This is a genomic window from Flavobacterium flevense, from assembly GCF_900142775.1.
GTDB classification, from domain to species: domain Bacteria; phylum Bacteroidota; class Bacteroidia; order Flavobacteriales; family Flavobacteriaceae; genus Flavobacterium; species Flavobacterium flevense.
Genome location: NZ_FRCC01000007.1, coordinates 123,780 through 147,501, shown reverse-complemented (window position 1 = coordinate 147,501; position 23,722 = coordinate 123,780). Strand labels below are relative to the sequence as shown.

The following is a 23,722-nucleotide window of genomic DNA, read 5'->3' as shown; positions in this document are numbered from 1 at the left end:
CTCAAAAAAATGACAACTCACTAACTCAACCAAAAAACTGTAAATATCCTGATTTATACAAATGATAAACCACCATTTAAAGTAAACCATCATTAGTGAAGCTAATGTATTCAGGACAATAACGGCTTAATTGCGTAGAATAAACATGAAATACAATTCTAATAATTACTCCTTATTAAAAAACCCTAAAACCAATAACCATGAAAAAAAGTTTACTTGTTTTAATTTTTGTACTTGCTTTGTTAGAAGTAAAAGCACAAGATTCCAATTGGATGTATGACTTTGGTAGTGCTTCGTCCACACCCTACACATCAACAACTTATAGTACTACTTATTTGCCTGCACCAAATACTGGTGGAGGTAATGCCGGGGTAAGAGCTTCATCGGCTACCGAAGGCTCTATTGAATTAACAACTGCCGGAATAGCAGGCGGTACGGGAGCCGAACTAAAAATGACCGGAGGTACAACTACATCGGGTGCCAAATTTGGTCTGGCTCCTTTTTCGGGGACTACTGTTGCCTCTTTCCAATGCAAAATTAATATCAGCTCAGGAACTAATGGAAGATTCTTATTGTATTTTGGAAATGGTACTAATTTTACCAGCGGTAGCAACATCAGTGTTCCACAAACTTTCGCTTCATTGCGTTTCTCTCCTACTACAACAGCTGTCAATCTCGATTGGCTTTCATCATCCACAAGTCCAAATTATACAACAACCGGACTTTCCCAAACTACAATAAACAAAAATCAGGTTTACACACTGAAATTTTACATGAACAACAGTAATAGTGCAGCATCTTACATTACTGGTAGTGAAACAAATCCAACTACACATAATTTGGTTGCGGGAACTTTTGATATCTGGATTGACGATGTAAAAGTACTTACCAATGCTGATCCCGGAACAGGTTTGTTGCCACAAGGAACTACTATTAACGGAATGAATTTATTAAATGTCGGAGCAGGATCATCAGCCCCAGTAATTAATATTGATGATATTACTTATTCTAATTTTTTAATAGCGACACCTCCTCCTCCTCCTTCAACTGTTACAAATACTCTTGTTACTATTGACTACGAGAGTGGCACAGTAAACTCAGGTATTCCAAATTTAAACACAACAAATGCCACTGCTGCTGATGCAGAATATCTTGTAACTCCAGGTCGTACTGGTAATTATGCCATAGCACATCGTGTAACCATTGGTGACTCAGGTTATTTTTCTGACAACCATTGGCGAAGCGAAGCTGCTACTGCTCAAATGTTTGATACCGGAAAGTATTATCCCGGAGATGAACGTCGTTTTGAAACGAGTCTGTTGCTGAAAGATTGGGAGCCTTATACTGCGGGTATGGCTCAAAATGGTGATATTATTTTTCAAGGTAAACAAAGTGGAGGCGAAAATCCTGCCTGGTATCTGAGTGCCAAACGCAATAGCATTACTTTTCGAATTCCCAATGATAATATTGAACCAGCTATTATAGAAGACTACAGACCCTATATCAATCAATGGATCGATTTTAGGGTTGATGCTAAAATGACAACGGATGCCACTGGATATTACAAAGTTTATTACAGATTACCGGGTCAAACTGAATACACCTTAGGATATGAGATTAGTAATTTCAGAACTTTCAATCAGGATATTCCGGAGGAAAATCCTTCAGGATATCTAAAATGGGGATTGTACCGGCCGGGACAATCTATTACTACCGACCCACCCAATGTAGCAACTCGTATTATTTACCATGATGATATTCGAATTTTTGAACTTAATAATAACAGCGCACCAGTACAAATATGGGGCAATACTTTAAACGGTACTATTGACTTTAGTTCGCCTGTTATCGCAGGAAATGTCTCCAATTCTAATATTATAAATAATGAAAGTACAACTCCTAGTTTTTTTTATGGTACTGAAGGCGGACTTAACGCAGCCGGAACACTAATTAACAGAGTTTTAGTAAACGGATGGACCAATAAAGTATTAGCTTCAGATCCCGCTACTCCTTTTAATCCTAATCAATATTTTGAATTCAAATTACAAGCAGCAAATGGCTACAAAATAGATTTTTCTAATCTTAAATTCACCGCCAGAAAAGCAAATACAGCTGATCCTAGTACCTTTGTAATGAGATCTAGCATAGACGGTTTTACAACTGATATTACAGCACCACAAAGCTTTCTTGGAACGTCTGCCACACCACTAACCTATGATTTATCCCCTTTATCTAATGTTCAGAGTCCTATTACACTTCGTTTATATTGGTATGGATCCAATAGAACCGGTGGAACTCCATTAATAGGTATCGATGATTTTTCATTCAACGGTCAAGTTAAGGAAACTATTAAAATAACTTCAAAGTCAGATAATATCAAAAACACTAATATAGGCTTATGCACCTATATAGCCCAGAATACTGAGTTTGACGTATTAGCAACAAACAACTGTAACACTATAACTTACAGCTATATACTTACCGGAGCTACAACAGCTAGCGGAACAAGCTCCTTAGCAAATAAAGTTTTTAATAAAGGAGAGACCACTGTTAGCTGGACAGCAACCGATGGATGCAACAGTGCGACAAATTCTTTTACTATACAAGTTAATGATACAGAAAAACCAATCTTCACTGAACCAGTAGCAATAAACCTAAACAATGATACAAATCAATGTGGTGCATCAGTAACATTAACACAACCAACTGCAACTGATAATTGTGCTGTGGCAAATATAACTAACGATGCTCCAACTTTATTTCCTATTGGTACAACAACCGTAACATGGACAGCTACCGATGAAAATGGAAATATAGCTACAGCAACACAAATAGTTACAGTTATTGATACTGAAGTTCCTACGGTAAACTCAAATCCTTCAGTTAATCTTTGTTATGAAGCAAGCGGAAATTATAGTATCCCAGCAGCAACTGCTACGGATAATTGCAATGTATACTCAGTAACTTATCAAATTACAGGTGCTACTGCCAGAAACGGAAACGGATTGGATGCCAGTGGAAATTTTAATGTGGGAACTTCAACCATTACATGGACGGTTACTGACAATACAGGAAATAGCAGCACGACTGCAACTACCGTTACGATTAACAGTGAAATCTCTGCAAGTATTGCCGATGCTTATGCAGTAAGCCCCGGAGGTCAAGCCAATACTATCTATTTAGGTTATGGTCCTTCTTCACTCACACTGACTGCAACAGTTTTAAACGGTACTGCACCTTACAGCTATACATGGAGCAACGGTGCTACAACTTCCAGTACTATGGTAAGTCCGTCAACGCCGGGAGTACACAGCTACACAGTAACAATTACCGATGCTCTGGGATGTTCAGTTTCAGTTGCAAAACAAATAACAGTAATCGATATTCTTTGTGCAGACGGAAAAGTAAAAATATGCCACAGTAGTAATCCTAATCATGACAAGAGCCTTTGCATCTCAGCCAGCGGTGTTTCAGATCATCTGGCACATGGTTGTTATCTGGGTAATTGCAGTACTTTAAGCAGTAAAAGCAGTATTGAAATTCCCTTGGAAGAAACAAATGAATTTACAGTAACCGTTGCTCCAAATCCATCGAAAACAGAATTCCAGATAAATGTAGCAGGCAACGCTGTAGAGACTATTTTTGTTAGTGTATTTGATATGTCAGGAAGAAGAATAAATCTTTTGGAAACTAATCCTAATGAAATGATAACAATTGGGAGCAAATTAGCATCAGGAATATACCTTGCTGAGATAATGCAAGGCAACAATAAAAAAACTGTTAAGCTAATCAAACAATAATTGCTTTTTTGGTTAACTTAAAAGAATAATAAAGCTATAAGAAGCTGTTTTGAAAAACACAAATTAACTTAGGCAGCTTCTTATTTATCTTAGAAAAGATATAATTTATTTAATAACTATTTGATGAAAAACATAAAAAAAATAAACCTTAGCATTTTGATTTTAATAATCGCTGGACAATTCCTTTTTGCGCAAAACAAGACACAATCATTATCGCAAGATGCTAAAATGGAATGGTGGCGAGATGCCCGTTTTGGTATGTTTATTCATTTTGGAGTGTACGCACAATTTGCTGGAAAATATAACGGTATAGAACAACGTGTAGCAGATGGAGCCTGGCTTTTAAATAGAATGAAAGTTCCTGTTCAAGTATATAAAGACACCGCACGAAATTTCAATCCCATAAAATACAATTCAGACGAATGGGTACAAGTAGCTAAAAAAGCGGGAATGAAATACATTGTAATTACTGCTAAACATCATGATGGCTTTGCTTTGTTTGACAGCAAAGCTAGTGATTGGGATGTTGTAGATGCTACAAAATATGGCAAGGACATATTAAAACCTTTAGCTGAAGCCTGTAAAAAACAAGGACTTAAATTAGGTTTTTACTATTCGCAAGAGCAAGATTGGGGAAACCCTGGTGGTGCAGCACATCGCAGACCAATGAAACAGGGATGGGACAATCCTGATAGTACAAAAATTGACAACTATACTTTAGCACATAAAGGGCATTGGGATCCTGTCCAAGATATCAAAACCTTTGATGAATATATCAATCAAGTAGCAATACCACAAGTAAAAGAACTACTAGCCAACTATGGCGACGTAGCTGTAATTTGGTGGGATACTCCGGCTTACATCACTAATGAGCAAGCACAAAAATTAAAAGATGTACTAAAACCTTATCCTAATGTAATTACCAATGATAGATTAAGTAAAAAATCAAATTTTCAAGGCGATTATAAAACTCCAGAACAAAAAATCCCAAATCTAGCAGAACTTGATGGTAAAGACTGGGAAAACTGCATGACTATGAACAATAGCTGGGGTTTTCGTTCTAATGATAACAAATGGAAATCATCAACTATGTTAATTCAAAATTTAATCGATATTGCTTCAAAAGGTGGTAATTATTTATTAAATGTTGGACCAAAGGCCGATGGAACTTTTCCACAAGAAAGTGTTAACCGCTTAAATGATATAGGCAATTGGATGAAAAAATACAGTGTAGCAATTTATGGTACTCATGCTAACCCAATCGAAAATATAGATTATGGACGTATTACTGCTAAAGATGACGAAAATAGTACTACTCTATATTTGTCAGTTTTTAACTGGCCTGTCAATGGTAAACTTGAAATAAAAGGCTTATCTGCTAAAGCAGTTAGTGCTACTTTGATTGGAGAGAAAAAAAAATTAATACTAAAACAAGATCTTGATGGCAATCTACAAATAACAGATTTACCAACCATTGCACCAGACAAATCTGCAAGTGTAATTTCCATAAAACTCAATAAAATTATTGTTAAGAAAATTTTCAATCCAACAAAAAAAATGAAATCAGAAGCTTTAGACTAGTCAAATATAAAATAACATCTAAAAAACAGAAATAAAATGAAAAAATTAAAAAGTATGCTTGGTATTTTTGTGTTTAGCCTATTGCTACTGACAAAAGTTCAAGCACAAGAAAAATCGATTACCAAATCCAGTTTTAATAATATCAATCTGGCTTATCCGGGTTTAGAAAAAGTGAATAGTTTATACACAGCAGCTAAATATGAAGAAGCTGCTAAAGAACTACTCTCCTATTACCGCAATCGAAAAAACATCAAACATCCTGATTTTAATGTTGGCGATGAAGCCCGTTTTAGAGGAAAAGACATTGGAAAAGCCAATCAGCTAAAAGCAGATAATGCCTTAGAACACAAGTTTCAGCCTCAAAAAGGCTATGGTTATTATGATTATGGCAAAGACATTAACTGGGAATATTGGCCTGTAAAAGATAATGAAGTCCGCTGGCAACTACACCGTGTTACGTGGTGGCAACCTATGGGAATGGCATATCGCAGCAGTGGCGATGAAAAATATGCCAAAGAATGGATTTTCCAATTCAGAGATTGGGCTAAAAAAAATGCTTTGGGCTTATCTAAAGAAAATGACCGTTATGCTTGGCGTCCTTTAGAAGTTTCTGATCGTACACAAAGTTTGCCCGGAACCTTCAATTTATTTGTAAACTCACCTAATTTCACTCCCAACTTTTTACTGGAGTTTTTAACACTTTTTACCCAACAGGCCGATTATATTACTGCACATTACAGCGAAGAAGGAAATCATTTATTATTTGAAGCACAAAGGGTTTTAGGCGCTGGTAGTATTTTCCCGGAACTTAAAAATGCCGAAGCTTGGCGCAAAAGTGGTATCGAAATCCTGAATCGAGAAATTAAATTACAGGTTTTAGCTGATGGAATGCAATGGGAACTTTCACCAACGTATCATGTAGCCAGTATCGAAATTTTTCTCAAAGCTTACAACTCTGCTAAAATGGCTGGTGTTGCAAAGGAATTCCCTGAAAGCTATGTCAAAACCATCGAAAATATGGCGGTAGCAACAGCTAAAATTTCCTTTCCGGATTATAACAATCCTATGTTTGGCGACTCTTGGTTAAACGAAAAAACGGGACGCATGAAACAATTTGAATCCTGGGCTAAACTATTTCCTGATAACAAATTACTGAAATACTTTGCTACAAATGGTCAGGAAGGAGTTACAGACTTTTTATCATCGGCACTGGAAAATGCCGGTTTTTACACTTTCAGAAACGGCTGGAACAACCAATCGACTGTAATGATTGTTAAGGCTGGCCCTGAAGGAAAATTTCATGCACAACCTGATAATGGAACTTTTGAACTTTGGGTAAAAGGACGCAATTTTACCCCAGATGCAGGTTGTTACATCTACAGTGGTGATGCCGAAATTACTAAAATGAGAAATTGGTACCGCCAAACCAGAGTACACTCAACCCTTACACTGGACAACGAAAATATGGTGATTACTAAAGCCCAACAAAACAAATGGGAAACCAGTAAAAATCTGGATATCTTAACTTATACCAACCCAAGTTATGCTGATTTAAATCACCAACGTACTATTCTTTTTATCGATCAAAAGTATTTTTTAATTATCGATAAAGCCATTGGTAAAGCCACAGGAAATTTAGGGGTTCACTTTCAATTAAAAGAAGACAGCACACCTGTTTTCGATAAAACAAAAAACAAGGTTTACACTACTTATGCTGACGGAAATAACCTCATGATACAATCATTAAACACGGATAAACTATCTCTTAATGAAGAAGAAGGAAAAGTGTCTTATGCTTACGCCAAAGAAATAACGAGACCTGCTTTTGTTTTCGAAAAGATGAAAAACAACGACAAAACAGAACAATTCATAACTGTAGTCTATCCTTATGATGGTAATAAAGCTCCTCAAATTAGCCTCAAAGAAAACAAAGGCAACGATTTTGAAAAAGGAAACATCAATGTTTTACTCGATATCAACGGAAAGAAAACCAATTTAAAAACAAAAATACAATAACCAAAACTTTCATCCTTATTTTCAAAATAACAATGTCTTTTTTTATCCAATTAATCAATTTTAAAATTCCTTTTGTAAAATAATTAAATTCAAATAATCCCTTATTTTACTGAAGTTTTTATTAATTTTTAAGAAATTAAAAATAGTATTCAACAAATTCAATAGCATTTTAGACATTTTTAAAACTATACAATACAACTGATTTATAACTTTACAAATGTTAATTAACCGGATTGAATTAAAAATTAATCAATAATCGATTAATCTATTTTAAAAACATTGCAACTAAACAAACCCTAAAACAAACTTTATGACAAAATCAATTTTAGAGTATTCATAAACTCTACAAACTAAAATGATATTTTTTTAAATTTTACTCGAGAAAAAGAAAAACGGATATCAAACTATAATTATAACTAAATCATTACCAATTTAGGAATTGAGTTCATTTCTATTCCTCTTTAATAACAAAATTATGAAAAGGACTATATTTTTATTTTTGTTGCTTACCACTTGCAGACTTGTTTATGCACAAGATAATGTTACCGTAAATGGTATGGTAAGCGATGCGCTGAATATGCCAATGCCCGGTGCTACTGTTTTAGAAAAAGGAACAAAAAACAGTACGGTAACCTCAATAGATGGTTTCTACCAAATCAAAGTAAAAGCAAACGCAACATTAGTTTTCTCTTTTATAGGTACAAAAACTACTGAAGAAAAATTGAATGGCAGAACAACTATCAATACTAAATTACTGGACGAAGCTAACAGTCTAAATGAAGTAGTAGTAATTGGGTACGGTACTAAATCAAGAAAAGATCTTACGGGAGCTATTTCTTCTGTTAAAGGAGAAGAACTGGCTAAAGTGCCGGTACAAAACGTGGCGCAGGCTTTACAAGGTCGTATTGCGGGTATGCAAGTCAATATGACCGATGGTACACCGGGTTCTGACCCTTCCATTAAAATACGTGGAGGAATGTCCATTACTCAAAGTAATGAACCATTATATGTCATTGACGGTGTTCCGCAAACCGGTGGATTAGGCTTTTTAGATCCTATGGATATTGAATCGATAGATGTGTTAAAAGATGCTTCATCAACCTCTATATATGGTGCTCAGGGAGCAAATGGAGTTATTTTAGTTACTACTAAACAAGTAAAATCAGGCAGAGTAAGCGTTAATTATGATGCGTATGCGGGAATAAAACAAGTTACTTCAGAAATTGCGGTAATGAATCCGTATCAATATGCACAATTGCTGTATGAGAATGCTGCTGGTGATGATGTAAAAATGGAATCCTTTACCAATAACTACGGTGCTTTTGACCAATTAGAATCACTTTATGCAAACAGACCAGGTAAGAATTGGCAGAAAGAGGTTTTTGGAAAACCCGTAGTAAGCCAATATCATAAATTAAGTATTAGCGGAGGCGAAAACAACACTAAATTCAATCTTTTTTATTCTGTTAATGATGATCAGGGTATCATGCTAGGAAGTGCTTCCCGAAAAGATATTGCTAAACTGGCTGTAAATCATAATGTAAGTAAAAAGTTTTCAGTAAACGCCATTGTTAATTATTCTAAACAAAAAATAACCGGATTAGGAACAACTGAAGGTGGAAATGCCCGCTTGAGTATGTTGCAAAACATCTTAAGATATCGTCCTATGAACGGGCTACTAGGAGCAGATGATGATCTTTCTGAATTAATTGTAGATCCATTAGACAATCCTAGTTCCCCTGTATTCCAAAGTCCTCTGATTACTATAGAAAACCAACAAAGAGAATCTGTCAGAAGAGCCATCAATGCAAGTGTACAACTACAATATAATATTAGTCCTAAATTAATATATAAAGGATTAGCGAGTTTTACTGACAATGCCATTACCAGAAAATTTTTTAATGGTAATTTAGGAATCCAGGCCATTAGAAGTGGTGGACCAAATGGTGGAATTAGCGATAATCTTTCAACTCGTTTTAATTATAACAACACCCTTACTTACAGTAACACTTTTAACAAAAAACACAAGTTTGATATAACAGCTGGTCAGGAATACATCTATAATCATTCCGAAGGACTTTCTGTTACTGCTTCTGCCTTTCCTGATGTGAATTCCGGCTGGGATAAATTAGAATTAGGAACCATTCCCGGAATCCCATCTTCATTTGCCGAAGAAGACAAAATGATGTCCTTTTTCGCCAGATCTAATTATAGCTTTAATAATAAATATTTACTATCTGCAAGTATAAGAACTGATGGTTCATCTAAATTTGGAAGCGAAAACCGATGGGGTTATTTCCCGGCTGTATCTGCTGCATGGAGAGTAATCAATGAAGATTTTATGAAAAATGCAACTGCTTTTTCTGATTTAAAACTTCGTTTGAGTTATGGTGAAGCAGGAAATAACCGAATTGCTAATTATGCAGCTTTAGGGGTTTTCAATACAGGCTCCTACCCTCTTAACAATCAAGTGGTTGTTTCTGCTTTTCAAAATAACTTACCCAATCCCATTTTAAAATGGGAAGCTACTAAATCTTCTAATATAGGTTTAGATTTAGGTTTATTTAACCAAAGAATTACTCTTACTACCGAATGGTACGAAAATCGCTCTAAAGATTTACTGTTTAATACCCGTATTCCTGTCAGTTCAGGTTTTCAAAGACAGTTTCAAAATATTGGATCTACCTCTAGTCGTGGTTTAGAATTTACTTTAAGTACTGTAAATGTTAAAAGAGGAGATTTTACCTGGAATACCAATTTTAATATTGCCTTTAACAAAACCAAAGTACTTAGTTTAAGTCAAGGTGAAACTTCGTTAATTACTAATAGTTATACCACTTCAAACGATTATATATTAGAAGTAGGAAAACCGGTTGGTATCATGTACGGTTACATCAATGATGGTTTGTATCAGGTAAGTGATTTTGATTATAATGCCACCAATGGAACTTATACACTAAAATCAGATGTAGTTCAAGACAACATTGCAGTACAACCGGGATTTATTAAATTTAAGGATATTAATGGTCCTGATGGAGTACCTGATGGGAAAATTAATGACTTAGACAGAACAGCGATTGGTAATGCTAATCCAAAATTTACTGGTGGTATAAACAATAGCTTTAGCTACAAAGGATTAGATTTAAGTGTTTTTCTTGATTTTACAGTGGGTAATGATATTTATAATGCTAACGTACTCAACAATGCAAGATTAAACCAGGATAACATCAATTCATTAGCTCAATTTGCTGACAGATGGACAACTATTAATGCAGCAGGACAACGAGTAACCGATCCTGTTGAGTTAGCAACACTGAACGAAGGAAAAACAAATCCTGTATACAACGGAAATGCTACTGGTCGTTTGTATAGTGATATAATTGAAGATGGCTCCTTTTTACGTATCAATAATGTAAGTTTAGGTTATACTTTACCTAAAAGGTGGTTAAATAATACTAAAATCTCTAACATGAGATTCTATTTAACTCTTTATAACTTACATGTATTTACTAAATATTCAGGTTATGATCCTGAAGTAAGTGTAATTAATAATGCCTTGACTCCCGGAGTTGATTTTAGTGCTTATCCCAGATCAAAATCATTTATTACAGGTTTAAACATTTCACTATAATCTAAAATTTAAAGAAAATGAAAAATAAAATATTTTCCCTAAAAGCAATTTTAGTTGCTGGTGTAGCTTCACTATTGCTTCCACTTAGCTCCTGTGATAATCAACTGGAGGTAACACCTTATTCTTACTTTACTTCTGCGAATTTTTTCTCGAATGTAGACGAAGCTTATATGGCTACTTTAGGTGTATATGAAACCATGTCCTCCAGAGAAACTTACGGTTGGAATCTTTCAATGGTTTTTGATGCCGATACTGACATTATGCAAATTAGTGGTACAGGTGCTGACGACTGGCGAACCATCCCTCATTATCAGGGAATTTCTCAAACCAATACTTTCTTCACTCCATGGAGTGAATTCTATATCGGCATTGACAGAGCCAATGTTGTGATTGAAAAAATACCGCAAATGGATTTATATTCTAATGGTAGTGAAAGTCAGAAAAACGAATTGAACCGCATGCTAGGCGAAGCCAAATTTTTACGTGGATTTTACTACTCTGAATTGGTACGCCTTTGGGGTGATGTTCCTTTTAAAACCAAAAGTTCTCAAACAGGAGACAATCTAAATGGAGGACTTGTGGATCGCTATGAAATCTACACTCAGATTATAAAAGACATGCAGGAAGCTGCTGCTGTATTACCTGAAGCTATGCCTACAGATGAACGCATCAATAAATGGGGAGCTAAAGCCATGCTGGCCAGAGTAGCACTTTTTGCCGGTGGTTATTCTTTAAGAGCAGATGGAACCATACAACGCCCGGATAATTATAGAGACTATTATGTTTTGGCACAGCAACAAATTAATGATATAATGGCCAATAATCCTTATAAGTTAAACCCATCTTATGCTCAGGTATTTAAAAACCAATGCCAACATGTATTAGAGCCTACTGAAAATATTTTTCAGGCTGCTTTTTACAATCCTGCAGGAACACAAGGTAATGCGTCTTGGGTGGGATATTTCAACGGACCACTTACTACAAATGGGTTCTATCCCACTTCCATTGGCAGATGTTTAGTACCAAAACCATTTTATACTAGTTTTAATGCAGCCGATCAACGAAGAGACCTTTCAATTGCAACCTATGCCATTGATGCCCTTGGAAATAAACTGGCTCGTGTAACTGCCAGACAAGATGAAGCCTGGACAGTAGCCAAATGGAGCAGAGAATTCCAAACTAATTCTACTCTTGAGAGATCTTACACACACATTAACTGGGTAATTATGCGTTATTCTGATTTGTTATTAATGCGTGCCGAAGTAGAAAATGAATTAAATGATGGTCCAAATACCATTGCTTATGATGCCATCAATCAGGTACGAAAAAGAGGTTTTGGTGCAGATGTACCAGGAAGCAGAATTGGCATTACATTAGGAAGCCAAGGTACAGGATATACATCAGCAGCTACGGTGGTAATTAATATCACAGGCGGTGGCGGTAGTGAAGCAGCCGCAGCCGCAGTAACAATGGCAAGCGGAGGTCGTATTAGTACCATTACAATGCTGCGTTCAGGTGATGGTTATACTTCTGCCCCAACAGTAACTATTACAAGTACAGACGGAAAAGGTACCGGAGCAACTGCTACAGCACAATTATTAGCTAAACCAACAGCTGCTGCAATCAATCTTCCAAGCGGTTTAAACAAACAAGATTTTCTTAAAGCAATACAGCAAGAAAGAGCCTGGGAACTTTCGGGAGAAGGAATGCGCAGAGCCGATTTAATTCGTTGGGGAATTTTAGCCGACAAAATCACAGAAACAAATACCGCCGTAAAAGCAATTCGTTCTAATTACTTCTATCCTTCATTTAGCAATTTTGTAAGTGGAAAACACGAATTATATCCTTTCCCTACGAATGAAACCGATGTAAACAAAAGCATTACAAGACAAAATCCTCAATACTAATTTTTTATTCTAATGCTAAAAAAAACAATCCTATTTATCATTGTATGTCTTCCTTTATTTGTAAAGGCTCAGGTAGATGTTCATGAGGCATCAACAGAATATGAGTATCCAACAGACCCATTAGTTCGCGAAAAACTGGATAAATGGCAGGATTTAAAATTTGGTGTGATTTTACACTGGGGACTTTACAGCGTAAAAGCCATGAATGAATCCTGGCCATTGGTTAATGAACTTTGGAAACGAAGAGATACTACAATGACTTACGAAGAATATAAAAAATGGTATTGGGATCAATCCAAAACATTCAATCCCGTAAAGTTTAATCCTGAAAAATGGGCCGAAATTTCGAAAAATGCAGGGATGAAATATCTGGTATTTACCACTAAACATCACGAAGGTTTTTCGATGTTCGATACCAAAGAGAATGACTTTAAAATTACCAATGGCCCATTTGCCAGTAACCCAAAAGCGGATGTAACCAAATATATTTTTGATGCTTACCGCAAACAAGGTATGATGATTGGTGCTTATTTCTCTAAACCGGATTGGCATTCAGAATATTTTTGGTGGCCGCGTTTTGCAACAGTAAATCGCAATGTAAATTATAACACTAACGAATTCCCAAAGCAATGGCAAAAATTCAAAGATTTCACCTATAATCAAATCGGCGAGATTTTAGGCAACTATGGTAAAGTAGACATTTTATGGTTAGACGGAGGCTGGATACGTAATCCTCATCCCGGAGAAATGGAAAAAGCCTATGTGCAAAGCAACAAGTCTTATTATCCACCTTACCCACAGGATGTAGATATGCCACGAATAGCCAAAATGGCGAGAGAAAAACAACCAGGAATTTTAGTGGTGGACAGAACTGTACATGGAGCTTATGAAAACTACCGCACACCAGAGCTAAGGATCCCTAAAACCCAATTGAAAGATCCTTGGGAAACCTGTCTTACTCTGGCTAAAGGTTGGGGACATACTAAAAAGATCCCAGTAAAATCGGGAACCTGGATAATCCATACTTTAGCTGAAGTAGTAGCTAAAGGGGGCAACTTACTTTTAGGTTGGGGACCAACAGCTGAAGGTGAATTTCCGGAATATGTTGATAAACCACTACAAGAAATTGGCGCCTGGTTAAAAGTAAATGGAGAAGCCATTTATGGCACCCGAATTACCGAAAACTATAACGATGGCTCCACTTGGTTTACCCAGTCAAAAGACGGAAAAAAGAAATATGCCATTTTTTGTATCCAAGAAGGAACATCCATACCGGCAACCATAAAATGGAAAGAAAACATACCAGCAAAAGGAAAAAAAATAAAATTGATTGCTACTGGTAAAAACCTAAACTGGAGACAAGAAGGCAATGCTGTTGTATTAGAAATACCAAAAGAATTGGTTGGAACTCAGAATGCTGCCCTGGCCTTTTCTTTTTAAAATTTACAAGACATGAAAAAAATAATATTATTCGGCATAATGCTAATTAGTACTGTTATGGTTGCCCAAAGCAAACCTAAAAGTATGAAAGATCGAAGAGACTCTATTTTTACAGTGATGAAACTGAGTGATGCCAACAGACAGAAAATGTATGAGTTAATTTCAGAAAATGGCAAAACCCAAAAAGCCATTAAAGAAGACGCAACGCTTACTGATGAACAGAGAAAAGAGAAATTGCAAGCCTGGAAAAAAGATATTACGGTAAAAGAAAAAACAATTCTAACTCCTGAAGAGTTCTTAATATGGAGGGATTTTGGAAAATCGCTAAGCAATAAACCAAAGCAATAAATTCATAATACAATTAAAAGTTAAATACTAAATGCAGAGCCTAAAAAGCTCTGCATTTTTTTTATAAATAACAATTTGACTCTCCGTTACTTGGACTAATTTAAAAAATAATTTCGGGATGAAACTCCTATTACCAATGATTAAATATTTTAATTTATTCTTGTCCTTTTAAAATTGATGAATAATCAATAGCTCGCTCCTCTGGAGCTTTATTTATAAAGAAATACATTTTTCTACAAACATATCGCTCCTAACGGAGCTGTTTTAGTCCCATCGGGACGTTCTGTTTGTAGAAAAAGAGAATCGCCAAAAACAAGCTCCAGAGGAGCGACCTATTCATTTGTACCATAAATATTAAGTTCAAAATTTTATTTATGTTTTTTATCTAACAACAATGATTCTAATTAAGAATAATTATAAAAATCCGTTTTGATCTGTTCAATCCGTCAAATCCGTGACCTATCCTTTTATTTAGTCCGCAAAGCAGACAGTCCTAAATAACAATTTAGAAAACTTACATAATCCCATTATTTTTATAAAAATTGGGTATAATCAACAAATAAACATCTTTAATTAGCTGTATAAATACGGAAAACCACAAGTAATTAAAGCTATAACCAAAGGTTTTAACTAAATTTAATATCATTTTGTACAAAATCAAAACCTTATTTAAACATTGATAACTAAATTCGTTTTGTGTTTTGTTAGTAAGTAAAAGCCATCCGATTAAAATTATTAAAGATTATGATATTCAAAAAAAACATAGTGTTTTTATGTCTGTTGGGATTAACCACTATTCCTTCTGTTAGTGTAGCTCAAACAGCTGAACGACCTAACATTCTCATCATCATGACCGACCAGCAAACGGCTGATGCGATGAGTATAGCCGGTAATAAAAATTTACATACCCCGGCAATGGACAAGTTGGCTCAAAACGGAGTTCGTTTTACCAAAGCCTATTGTGCACAACCTTTGTGTTCTCCATCCCGCACTGCAATTATGAGTGGAAAAATGCCTTATGAAACCGGTTTTATAGGCAATGCTCCTGAAAAAGACGGTCAATGGCCGGATGACTTATTGATGATGGGTAAAATTTTCCAAAACGGAGGTTATAAAACAGGCTATGTGGGTAAATGGCATCTACCTGTTCCCACTACCAAAAAAAGTCAACACGGATTTGAATACATAGAAAACACTAATTTTCTGGATTATAATGATGCGGCAACACCTTCATTCTGTGCCCGTTTTATTAAAGACAATAAAAGTAATCCATTTTTACTGGTAGCTTCCTTTTTAAATCCGCATGATATTTGCGAATGGGCTCGTGGCGAGGATTTAAAAATGGATGTTTTAGAAGATGCACCACCAGCTGATCAGTGTCCGCCATTGCCTGCCAACTGGGAAATTCCTGCACACGAACCAAAAATTGTTCGCGAGCAACAAGTAACAGTCGGATTACGCACTTATCCTTCTGTAAATTATACCCCTGAGAAATGGCGCCAATACCGCTGGGCTTATAATCGTTTGGTTGAAAAAGTGGATGGTTATATCGAAATGGTATTGGCATCACTCAAAAAATATGGTATCGAAAAAAACACCGTAATCATTTTCACCGCCGATCACGGGGATGGCAATGCCGGACACAGTTGGAATCAAAAGCAGATTTTATACGAAGAAGCAGCTAAAATTCCTTTTATCATTTCGAAAATGGACGGTTCTATAGCTCCCCGAACCGATGACATGTTAGTTTGTAACGGGATCGATATTATCCCAACCATCTGTGGTTTTACCGGAGTAGCAAAACCCGATTATTTAAAAGGAATTGATCTCAGTAAAAAAATAGCCAATCCTGAACTAAAATTAAGAGACACTTTAGTCATTGAAACTGATTTTGCAGATAACGAAGATCTTTTAGGTATTAGTGGTCGTGCTGTAATCACCAAAGATTTTAAATACATTGTTTACAACAAAGGAGAAATTAAAGAACAGCTTTTCGATTTAACTAAAGATCCTGGAGAGATAACTAATCTTGCGGTAAAGAAATCATATAAAAAGCAGCTCATTGCCATGCGTAACTATTTAAAGCAATGGTGCAAAAAGAACGGAGATACATTTGAATCAGGATTGTAAACCCCATTAAAAAAAGAAACATGATGATACTTAAAAAAATAATTACACTATCCTTGTCAATACTTGCAAGCAACGCTTTTGGTCAGCAAGAGTCTGCAACCATTCAATTAACAGCAGAAAAATTGCATTCCAGAGTACGTGAATGGCCTTATCCTGTAAATGGAATTACGGTGCCCACCAATGCTCCTGCCCTGCTTTGGCCTGGAACGAATGGCAAAGAAATGGTAAAACCAATGGAAAGCGGCAGTACTGTACCTGAAGATCCAAACATTGGGAATGTACGTTACAAAGTAATGCTGGCCCGCGATAAATATTTCAAAAAAGATTTGCTTAGCAGTTCAGAGCAGCGTTGGGCTGTTTATCCGTTACATCAGGCTTTAAAACCGGGAAAATGGTATTGGAAATATGGTTATGCTCTAAAAGGCAGCAATCAATGGACTTGGTCAGCGGTTTATGATTTTGTAGTGGATGCCAAATATGCCAATGAAAAAGTAGCTCCGCCAATTAGAGAAGTATTGAAACGAAATGAAGGTTCTCATCCTCTTTTGTGGGATATGAATCGCATTGGTGAAGATTTTTATCGCAATAATCTGGATAATCCGGAAGCTAAAAAATTTATCGTTTTCGCGGAAAAACTAATGCTGGCTCCTCTTCCTACTGAAAAGCCTCAAAGAATAATTGATACTACCGGAAAAACTCCATTGGAGAAAAAAATTATTGTCGAAAGAATGTATCACGGTTTTGGAGATGCTGTGGGGAATCCGGTTCGTAATTTATGTATTGCTTACCAGCTAACAAAGGACAAACGCTTTATTCTGGATGCCAAACGCAGAGCGTTAAACATTGCTAATATGAATCCGGATGGTTTGGCAACCGGAGATGATTTTACCAGTGGTGCTGTTCTGGAAGCATTGGGTTGGTTTTATGACGCAGGTTATGACTTTTTAACGCCACAGGAAAAAGAACAGTTCAAAAACATCATTACGCTTAGAGCAAAAAGAGTCTATAATCATTTGCCTAATCGTTTCGAATTGCATGTTAGTGATAACCACGTTTGGCAAATTACCTTGCGCAATCTTGCTATTGCAACAGTGGCTGTCATCAATGATGTTCCTGAAGCCAAAGAATGGCTTACGTATATGTATGAAGTTTGGTCGGCACGTTTTCCTGTACTGGGCACAACTGATGGTGGCTGGCATGAAGGAAATGGTTATTTCAGGGTCAATTTTAAATCTATTATTTACCTTTCTCAAATGTTTGGTGACTTTAGTGGAGTCGATTATTTTAAATTGCCCTGGATGCAAAATCTACCGTATTATATGTTGTACACCCATCCAAATGGTGCAGCTACAACCGCTATTGGCGATATGTGGGAAAACGTTCCCTACATTGTAAAAGCCGAAGCTTGGTTTGCTGATGCGCTTACTTACCGAATGAATAATCCGTTTTTAAACGATTATGTCAATGGAATTAAGAGAGATCATCCTAATTATTTTCATGGTACAGATGATTATCTTTTCTTTCGATTATTAAATTATAAACCCAACAGAAATTTACCTACTTCTTCTCCTGCTCTATTGCCTAAAACCAGAAAATTTGCTGATGTGGGTGTGGTAGCCATGCATGAAAATTTGGCGCAAGCCGATAAAAGTTTGAGCAGTTATTTATTCAGCAGTCCGTTTGGTTCTTCCGGACATGGTCATGCTTCGCAAAATGCATTTACAATTAATTTTAAAGGCAAAGTACTCTTTGGGGGAACAGGGTATTACAGTAATTTTAGTGACAAACACAATCTTTTGTTTTACCGAACTTCAAAGGCTTACAATACCATTTTAGCGGATAGTCTGAATCAAAAAATTGGTGAAGAAGGTTACGGATGGATTCCAAGAGCTATTTCGGGACAACACATTCAATATGCTTTGGGTGATGCCAGCAATGCTTATGGCGAAATTAAAAGCGATTTCTGGTTGGATCGATTTAAACAAATTAAGGTAGTTCCAAATAAAGAAAATGGTTATGGCGAAAGCGGTGTGACTTTATACCGCAGACACATGTTGCAATTAGATGGTGGTTATATTGTTTTGTACGATGAATTAGAAGCGAATAAAGCTGTAAAATGGACAACACAATTTCACTGTCCGTATTATACCATCGAAGGAGAAAATTCAGCGAATGCCAATCAACAAAATTTCACCGTAAAAACCGATTTAGGGAATGTAAATGCGAGTGTTTTTGCTAATACTCCATTAAAAATGAAGGTTCACAACAAATTCTTTGAACCTGCTGTTAACTGGAATAAGGTTACTGATGATGTGGGGCAAATCAAAGATTTTAAAGACCAATGGCATGCAGGAATTACCTCTGAAGCCAAACAAAAATTCAGATTCCTTACCATTATTCAAGTTAAGGATGGGAAAACCGAAGTGATCAAAACGATATCAAACGGTAATGGAATATCTCATTTACAAGTGGGAGATTGGGATATTCACGCACAATTAGATGGTGAAAAAACTGCTTCACTACAGGTTTTTGGGAAGGCAGCTCAATCCTTATTCAACTACGGTAATTTACCCATCATTTTTCAGGGAAAAACTCATAAAACTAAAATTACAGGAAGTTCCGTATTATTAGAAATGGAGGGAAATAAAGTCAACAAACAAGAGGTTATTGACGAATTACCGGATGTAGCCAAATATGACAGCAAATAAAACAGCATTGTCTTTTGTTACAAATTGACTAAATTGTTAAAGGAAAAATAAGCATAAAAAAACAAGTATAATTCAAACTGCTATGAGAAAAAAGATTGCTTTTATTGCACTATTTTGCATGGTTCTTTTTGCAAATCAGAGTCATGCTCAGATGCAGGATCGTTATTTCCGTAACATTTCGGTGGATAAAGGTTTATCACAAAGTACTGTTTTTGCTATTCAACAAGATGCTTTGGGTTTTATCTGGATTGGAACTCAGGATGGGTTAAACCGTTATGACAGTAAAGGTTTTAAAGTTTATCGTCCTGTGAAAAATGATAAAAACAGCTTGCAATCCTATTACATTCGAAGCTTATATACCGATCACAAAGGTCAATTATGGATTGGCGGAAATAAAGGTATTAGCGTTTATAATTATGATACCGATAGTTTTACAAATTACCCTCTTCCGCGCAACATTGGCGAATGGTATATCTCTTCAATAACAGAAGACAATGCACATCAAATTTGGGCAACGTCTATTGCCGGAGATGTTTTTATGCTTTCGCCAAAAGCGGAAAATTTTATCTCAATTAAATTCAATGCTTCATCACATGAAATTAAAAAAATTGCTTATATCGGACTTTGGCAACAACAAATAATTTTAGGTACTGATGTTGGTCTTTTTAAATTAAAACCTAAAACGCATCAATTGACAAAAATTAATCTAGGCGTTAAAAAAACCTATATTAATGATGTTTATATCGAAAATCAAAAATTATGGGTGGCAACTGAAGGCAACGGACTGATACAATATGATGCTAAAAAGGGACAGCTTAATTCGCTGCTTCACAATTCTTCCAAAAATAGTATTGCTGATAATAATATCAGATGCGTGGGTAAAGACACCGAAGGAAATCTTTGGATAGGAACTTTCAAAGGGCTTTCTATTTTTAGTCTAAAGGAAAATTCTTTTACCAATTATTACCATCAAATAGCACAACCTTATACTATCAGTCAAAATTCAGTACGTTGTTTTTTTAAAGACAAACAAAACGGAATTTGGTTAGGAACGTATTATGGCGGAATTAACTATTATCATAAAAACGATATCAAGTTTAATTTACTCAGCCAAAATTCAGGAAAACCTTCCTTAAACGATGAGGTTATTGGCGTAATCAAACAAGATGCGAAAGGAGATTTCTGGATTGGAAGCAATGATAAAGGAGTTAATTATTGGAATAAAAACACCAATACGATTAGCTATTATTCAAATAATGAAAACAATACGAACAGCCTAAGTTCGAATAATATCAAAGCCATTGATTTTGACGACAATGGAAATGTACTGATTGGAACTCATAACGGAGGGCTCAATTTACTCAATCCTAACAGCGGTTCTGTACAACGTTTTCTTCATGATGATAACAATCCTGGTTCTATTGCTGGGAATTTGGTTTACGCCATTCTAAAAGATTCTAAAAGTCGCATTTGGGTAGGTACTAGATCAGGATTAGATCAGTTTCATCCGGAAACCCAATCCTTTACACACCTTCATTTAGATAAGGCAGGAAAACGTCCGTCATCGGATGATATTACCTATCTTTTTGAAGACAGTAAACACCGCATCTGGATTGGAACAACCAATGGAGTAACCCTATTTTACCCAGATAATGTTTTATTTGGAAATATTGGACACGGAAAACGAAGTGACGATATTGTCAATTGCATTACAGAAGATAAAAAACACCGCATTTGGATTGGAACCCGAGAAGGATTACGACTCTATGATGAAGCGCAGGAAACCTTCATCAGTTTTAAAGGAACGATAGATTTCGTTAAAGAAACTATTTACGGCATCATTCCTGATGAAGACGGAAACCTATGGATTTCTACCAATAGTGGTTTGATAAAATTCAATCCCGACAAAGGATCGGTTCAAACTTTTGACGAAAGTGACGGACTGCAAAACAAACAGTTTAACGAATATTCTTTTTATAAGGCTAAAGATGGTATGCTGCTTTTTGGCGGAATCAAAGGACTCTCCTACTTCTATCCATCAATGGTAAAACAACGGGCACTCCCTTTAAAACTTAATTTTACAGCACTCGAAGCGTTAAACAAAACCGTTGCTGTAGGTGATGAAACTGACATTCTGGAAGAGCATATTGATCAGGCAGAATCCATTGAAATTGGTCCTGAATACAAACAATTCAGCATCTTTTTTAATACGTTCAATTATATTTCGTCAAACCGCACCCATTATTATTACAAACTCGACGGAATTGACAAAGATTGGCAACGTACTGACGAGTTAAAAATTAGTTATAGCAATTTGCCTATTGGGAACTACAATTTGCAAATAAAAGCAATGGGACCTAATGGAGAAATGAGTCCTATTAGAACCTTAGAAATTAAAATCCTGCCACCCTGGTATAAAACCACATGGTTTATTTTATTACTATTAATTGTAATTGGTACCGCAACTTATATTGGTTTCCGAATGATTACAGAACGAATTAAAGCCTTACAACAATTAAAACAGGAACGAATCGACAAGGAAAGAGTACGCGATATCAATCAGGTAAAAATGGATTTTTTTACCAATGTATCCCATGAACTTCGAACTCCGTTAACATTAATCTTAGCGCCTTTAGAAGAATTATTGAAACTGCCATTTCCAGATAAAGCAACCAAGAAGAAACACGAACTGATGTTTCTAAATGCTAAAAGACTGTACAATCTGGTTGACCAGTTATTTGAGTTTAGAAAAACCGAAATGGGAACGCAACAACTCAAAGTAGATAAAAATGATATTGTACGTTTTGTACATGATGTTTACGAATCTTTCAAGCCGCTTTCTGAAAAGAAACAAATTCATTTTACAAACCATTCTTCGGAAACGGCACTTTCATTTTATTTCGATAAAGATGCCATGGAAAAAATTCTATTTAATCTTTTATCGAATGCTTTTAAATACACCGAAGCAGGACATAATATAAGCATAGAATTACTGAAAAAAGAAGATGAAATAGTAATAAAAGTTGCTGATACCGGTGTGGGAATCAGCGAAGAGGATTTAGCAAAAGTTTTTGATCGTTTTTACCAGGTAAATAGTAAAGAAATGAATTTGGGTTCTGGCGTTGGTTTGGCATTTACAAAACGTTTAGTCGAATTACATCATGGTACAATTACTGCCGAAAGCACCAAAGAAGAAGGAAGTATTTTTACGGTAATTCTTCCTATTTCTGATGAAGTTTATAAAAATGACTTCCATCAGGAACATCCTAAGCAGGAAGTAGCTGTTGTAACTGATAAAGAAACTGAAAAAGAAAATTATTTGGAATTAGAGGAAAATGAAGAAATAATCAATGAAATTACCGAAGGAGTCCAAGCTATCAAACTGCTCATTGTGGATGATAACAAAGAAATTCTAGCCTATTTACAGGATTATTTCTCTAAAATGTATGAAGTAACTGTTGCTTATGATGGTCAGATGGCATTAGATTTATTGGAAGTACAACCTTTTGATATTATCATTAGCGATGTCATGATGCCGGAACTGGACGGATTGCATTTTTGCAAACGAGTAAAACAAAATATCAATACTTCCCATATTCCCTTTATGCTTTTAACTGCCAAAACGGAAACGAGTCAGCAAATAAAAGGATTGGAAATGGGTGCTGACGATTATATCACCAAACCTTTTTCAACGCAATTGTTAGCAGTAAAAATTTCAAATCTCTTACGTTCCCGTAAACGTTTGAAAGAATATTATTCGGCAGCAAAGGAAATGGTTCCCGAAAATATTGCTTTTAATGTTTTGGATGAAGAATTTCTAAAACAAGCCATTAGTATTGTCGAAGAACATTTAGCCGATTCTGAATTTTCTGTAGATGTTTTTAGCAAACAAATAGGAATGAGCAGATCTAATCTTTATCTAAAATTGAAAGCCATCACAGGTGAATCAGCAATGGATTTTATAAAGAGAATACGCTTTAAAAAAGCGGTTGAACTGATGCAAAGTAAGCGTTACACCATTGCACAAATTACGTATATGTGTGGTTTTAACTCGCCTTCTTATTTTTCGACAGCATTCAAACAACACTATGGCTGTATGCCAAGCGAATATTTAGACAAGATAGATGATGCAAAAGAAGAATCGTAACCTTAATTTTAAAA

10 protein-coding genes are annotated in these 23,722 nt (G+C 35.7%); all 10 read left to right on the top strand.

Annotation, left to right across the window (positions count from 1 at the left end):
- Positions 1–200: 200 nt before the first annotated feature.
- Entirely contained in the window at positions 201–3,800 is a 3,600-nt protein-coding gene (locus BUB89_RS12630; protein WP_073245627.1) for a heparin lyase I family protein, read from the top strand.
- 123 nt (positions 3,801–3,923) lie between these two features.
- Positions 3,924–5,381 (top strand): alpha-L-fucosidase, encoded by a 1,458-nt coding sequence (locus BUB89_RS12625; protein WP_073245625.1) that lies wholly within the window; start codon positions 3,924–3,926, stop codon positions 5,379–5,381.
- A 36-nt stretch (positions 5,382–5,417) separates the two neighbouring features.
- Complete coding sequence (gene hepC / locus BUB89_RS12620) at positions 5,418–7,397, top strand: heparin-sulfate lyase HepC (protein WP_073245623.1); 1,980 nt, start codon at positions 5,418–5,420, stop codon at positions 7,395–7,397.
- A gap of 475 nt (positions 7,398–7,872) precedes the next feature.
- Positions 7,873–11,028: a SusC/RagA family TonB-linked outer membrane protein gene (locus tag BUB89_RS12615; RefSeq protein WP_073245621.1), complete on the top strand. Its 3,156-nt coding sequence runs from the start codon at positions 7,873–7,875 to the stop codon at positions 11,026–11,028.
- Positions 11,029–11,045: 17 nt separating this feature from the next.
- On the top strand, positions 11,046–12,935 hold the full coding sequence (locus BUB89_RS12610; RefSeq protein WP_073245620.1) for a RagB/SusD family nutrient uptake outer membrane protein: 1,890 nt from the start codon (positions 11,046–11,048) through the stop codon (positions 12,933–12,935).
- A 12-nt stretch (positions 12,936–12,947) separates the two neighbouring features.
- The gene (locus BUB89_RS12605) at positions 12,948–14,375 is read left to right on the top strand and encodes an alpha-L-fucosidase (protein ID WP_073245618.1); all 1,428 of its coding nucleotides are present in this window, start codon (positions 12,948–12,950) and stop codon (positions 14,373–14,375) included.
- A 12-nt stretch (positions 14,376–14,387) separates the two neighbouring features.
- On the top strand, positions 14,388–14,723 hold the full coding sequence (locus BUB89_RS12600) for a hypothetical protein (protein WP_073245611.1): 336 nt from the start codon (positions 14,388–14,390) through the stop codon (positions 14,721–14,723).
- Between the two features lie 744 nt (positions 14,724–15,467).
- Positions 15,468–16,853: a sulfatase family protein gene (locus BUB89_RS12595; protein ID WP_073245609.1), complete on the top strand. Its 1,386-nt coding sequence runs from the start codon at positions 15,468–15,470 to the stop codon at positions 16,851–16,853.
- A 20-nt stretch (positions 16,854–16,873) separates the two neighbouring features.
- Positions 16,874–19,561: a DUF4962 domain-containing protein gene (locus tag BUB89_RS12590; protein ID WP_234982638.1), complete on the top strand. Its 2,688-nt coding sequence runs from the start codon at positions 16,874–16,876 to the stop codon at positions 19,559–19,561.
- Positions 19,562–19,643: 82 nt separating this feature from the next.
- Entirely contained in the window at positions 19,644–23,708 is a 4,065-nt protein-coding gene (locus tag BUB89_RS12585; RefSeq protein WP_073245607.1) for a hybrid sensor histidine kinase/response regulator transcription factor, read from the top strand.
- The last annotated feature ends 14 nt before the right edge of the window (positions 23,709–23,722 follow it).

Excerpts from the sequence above, each read along its gene's own strand:
- BUB89_RS12600 (WP_073245611.1), top strand. The coding sequence starts at position 14,388 with ATGAAAAAAATAATATTATTCGGCATAATGCTAATTAGTACTGTTATG.
- BUB89_RS12585 (WP_073245607.1), top strand. The coding sequence starts at position 19,644 with ATGAGAAAAAAGATTGCTTTTATTGCACTATTTTGCATGGTTCTTTTT.
- BUB89_RS12595 (WP_073245609.1), top strand. The coding sequence starts at position 15,468 with ATGATATTCAAAAAAAACATAGTGTTTTTATGTCTGTTGGGATTAACC.
- BUB89_RS12630 (WP_073245627.1), top strand. The coding sequence starts at position 201 with ATGAAAAAAAGTTTACTTGTTTTAATTTTTGTACTTGCTTTGTTAGAA.
- BUB89_RS12625 (WP_073245625.1), top strand. The coding sequence starts at position 3,924 with ATGAAAAACATAAAAAAAATAAACCTTAGCATTTTGATTTTAATAATC.
- BUB89_RS12590 (WP_234982638.1), top strand. The coding sequence starts at position 16,874 with ATGATGATACTTAAAAAAATAATTACACTATCCTTGTCAATACTTGCA.
- BUB89_RS12615 (WP_073245621.1), top strand. The coding sequence starts at position 7,873 with ATGAAAAGGACTATATTTTTATTTTTGTTGCTTACCACTTGCAGACTT.
- BUB89_RS12610 (WP_073245620.1), top strand. The coding sequence starts at position 11,046 with ATGAAAAATAAAATATTTTCCCTAAAAGCAATTTTAGTTGCTGGTGTA.
- hepC (WP_073245623.1), top strand. The coding sequence starts at position 5,418 with ATGAAAAAATTAAAAAGTATGCTTGGTATTTTTGTGTTTAGCCTATTG.
- BUB89_RS12605 (WP_073245618.1), top strand. The coding sequence starts at position 12,948 with ATGCTAAAAAAAACAATCCTATTTATCATTGTATGTCTTCCTTTATTT.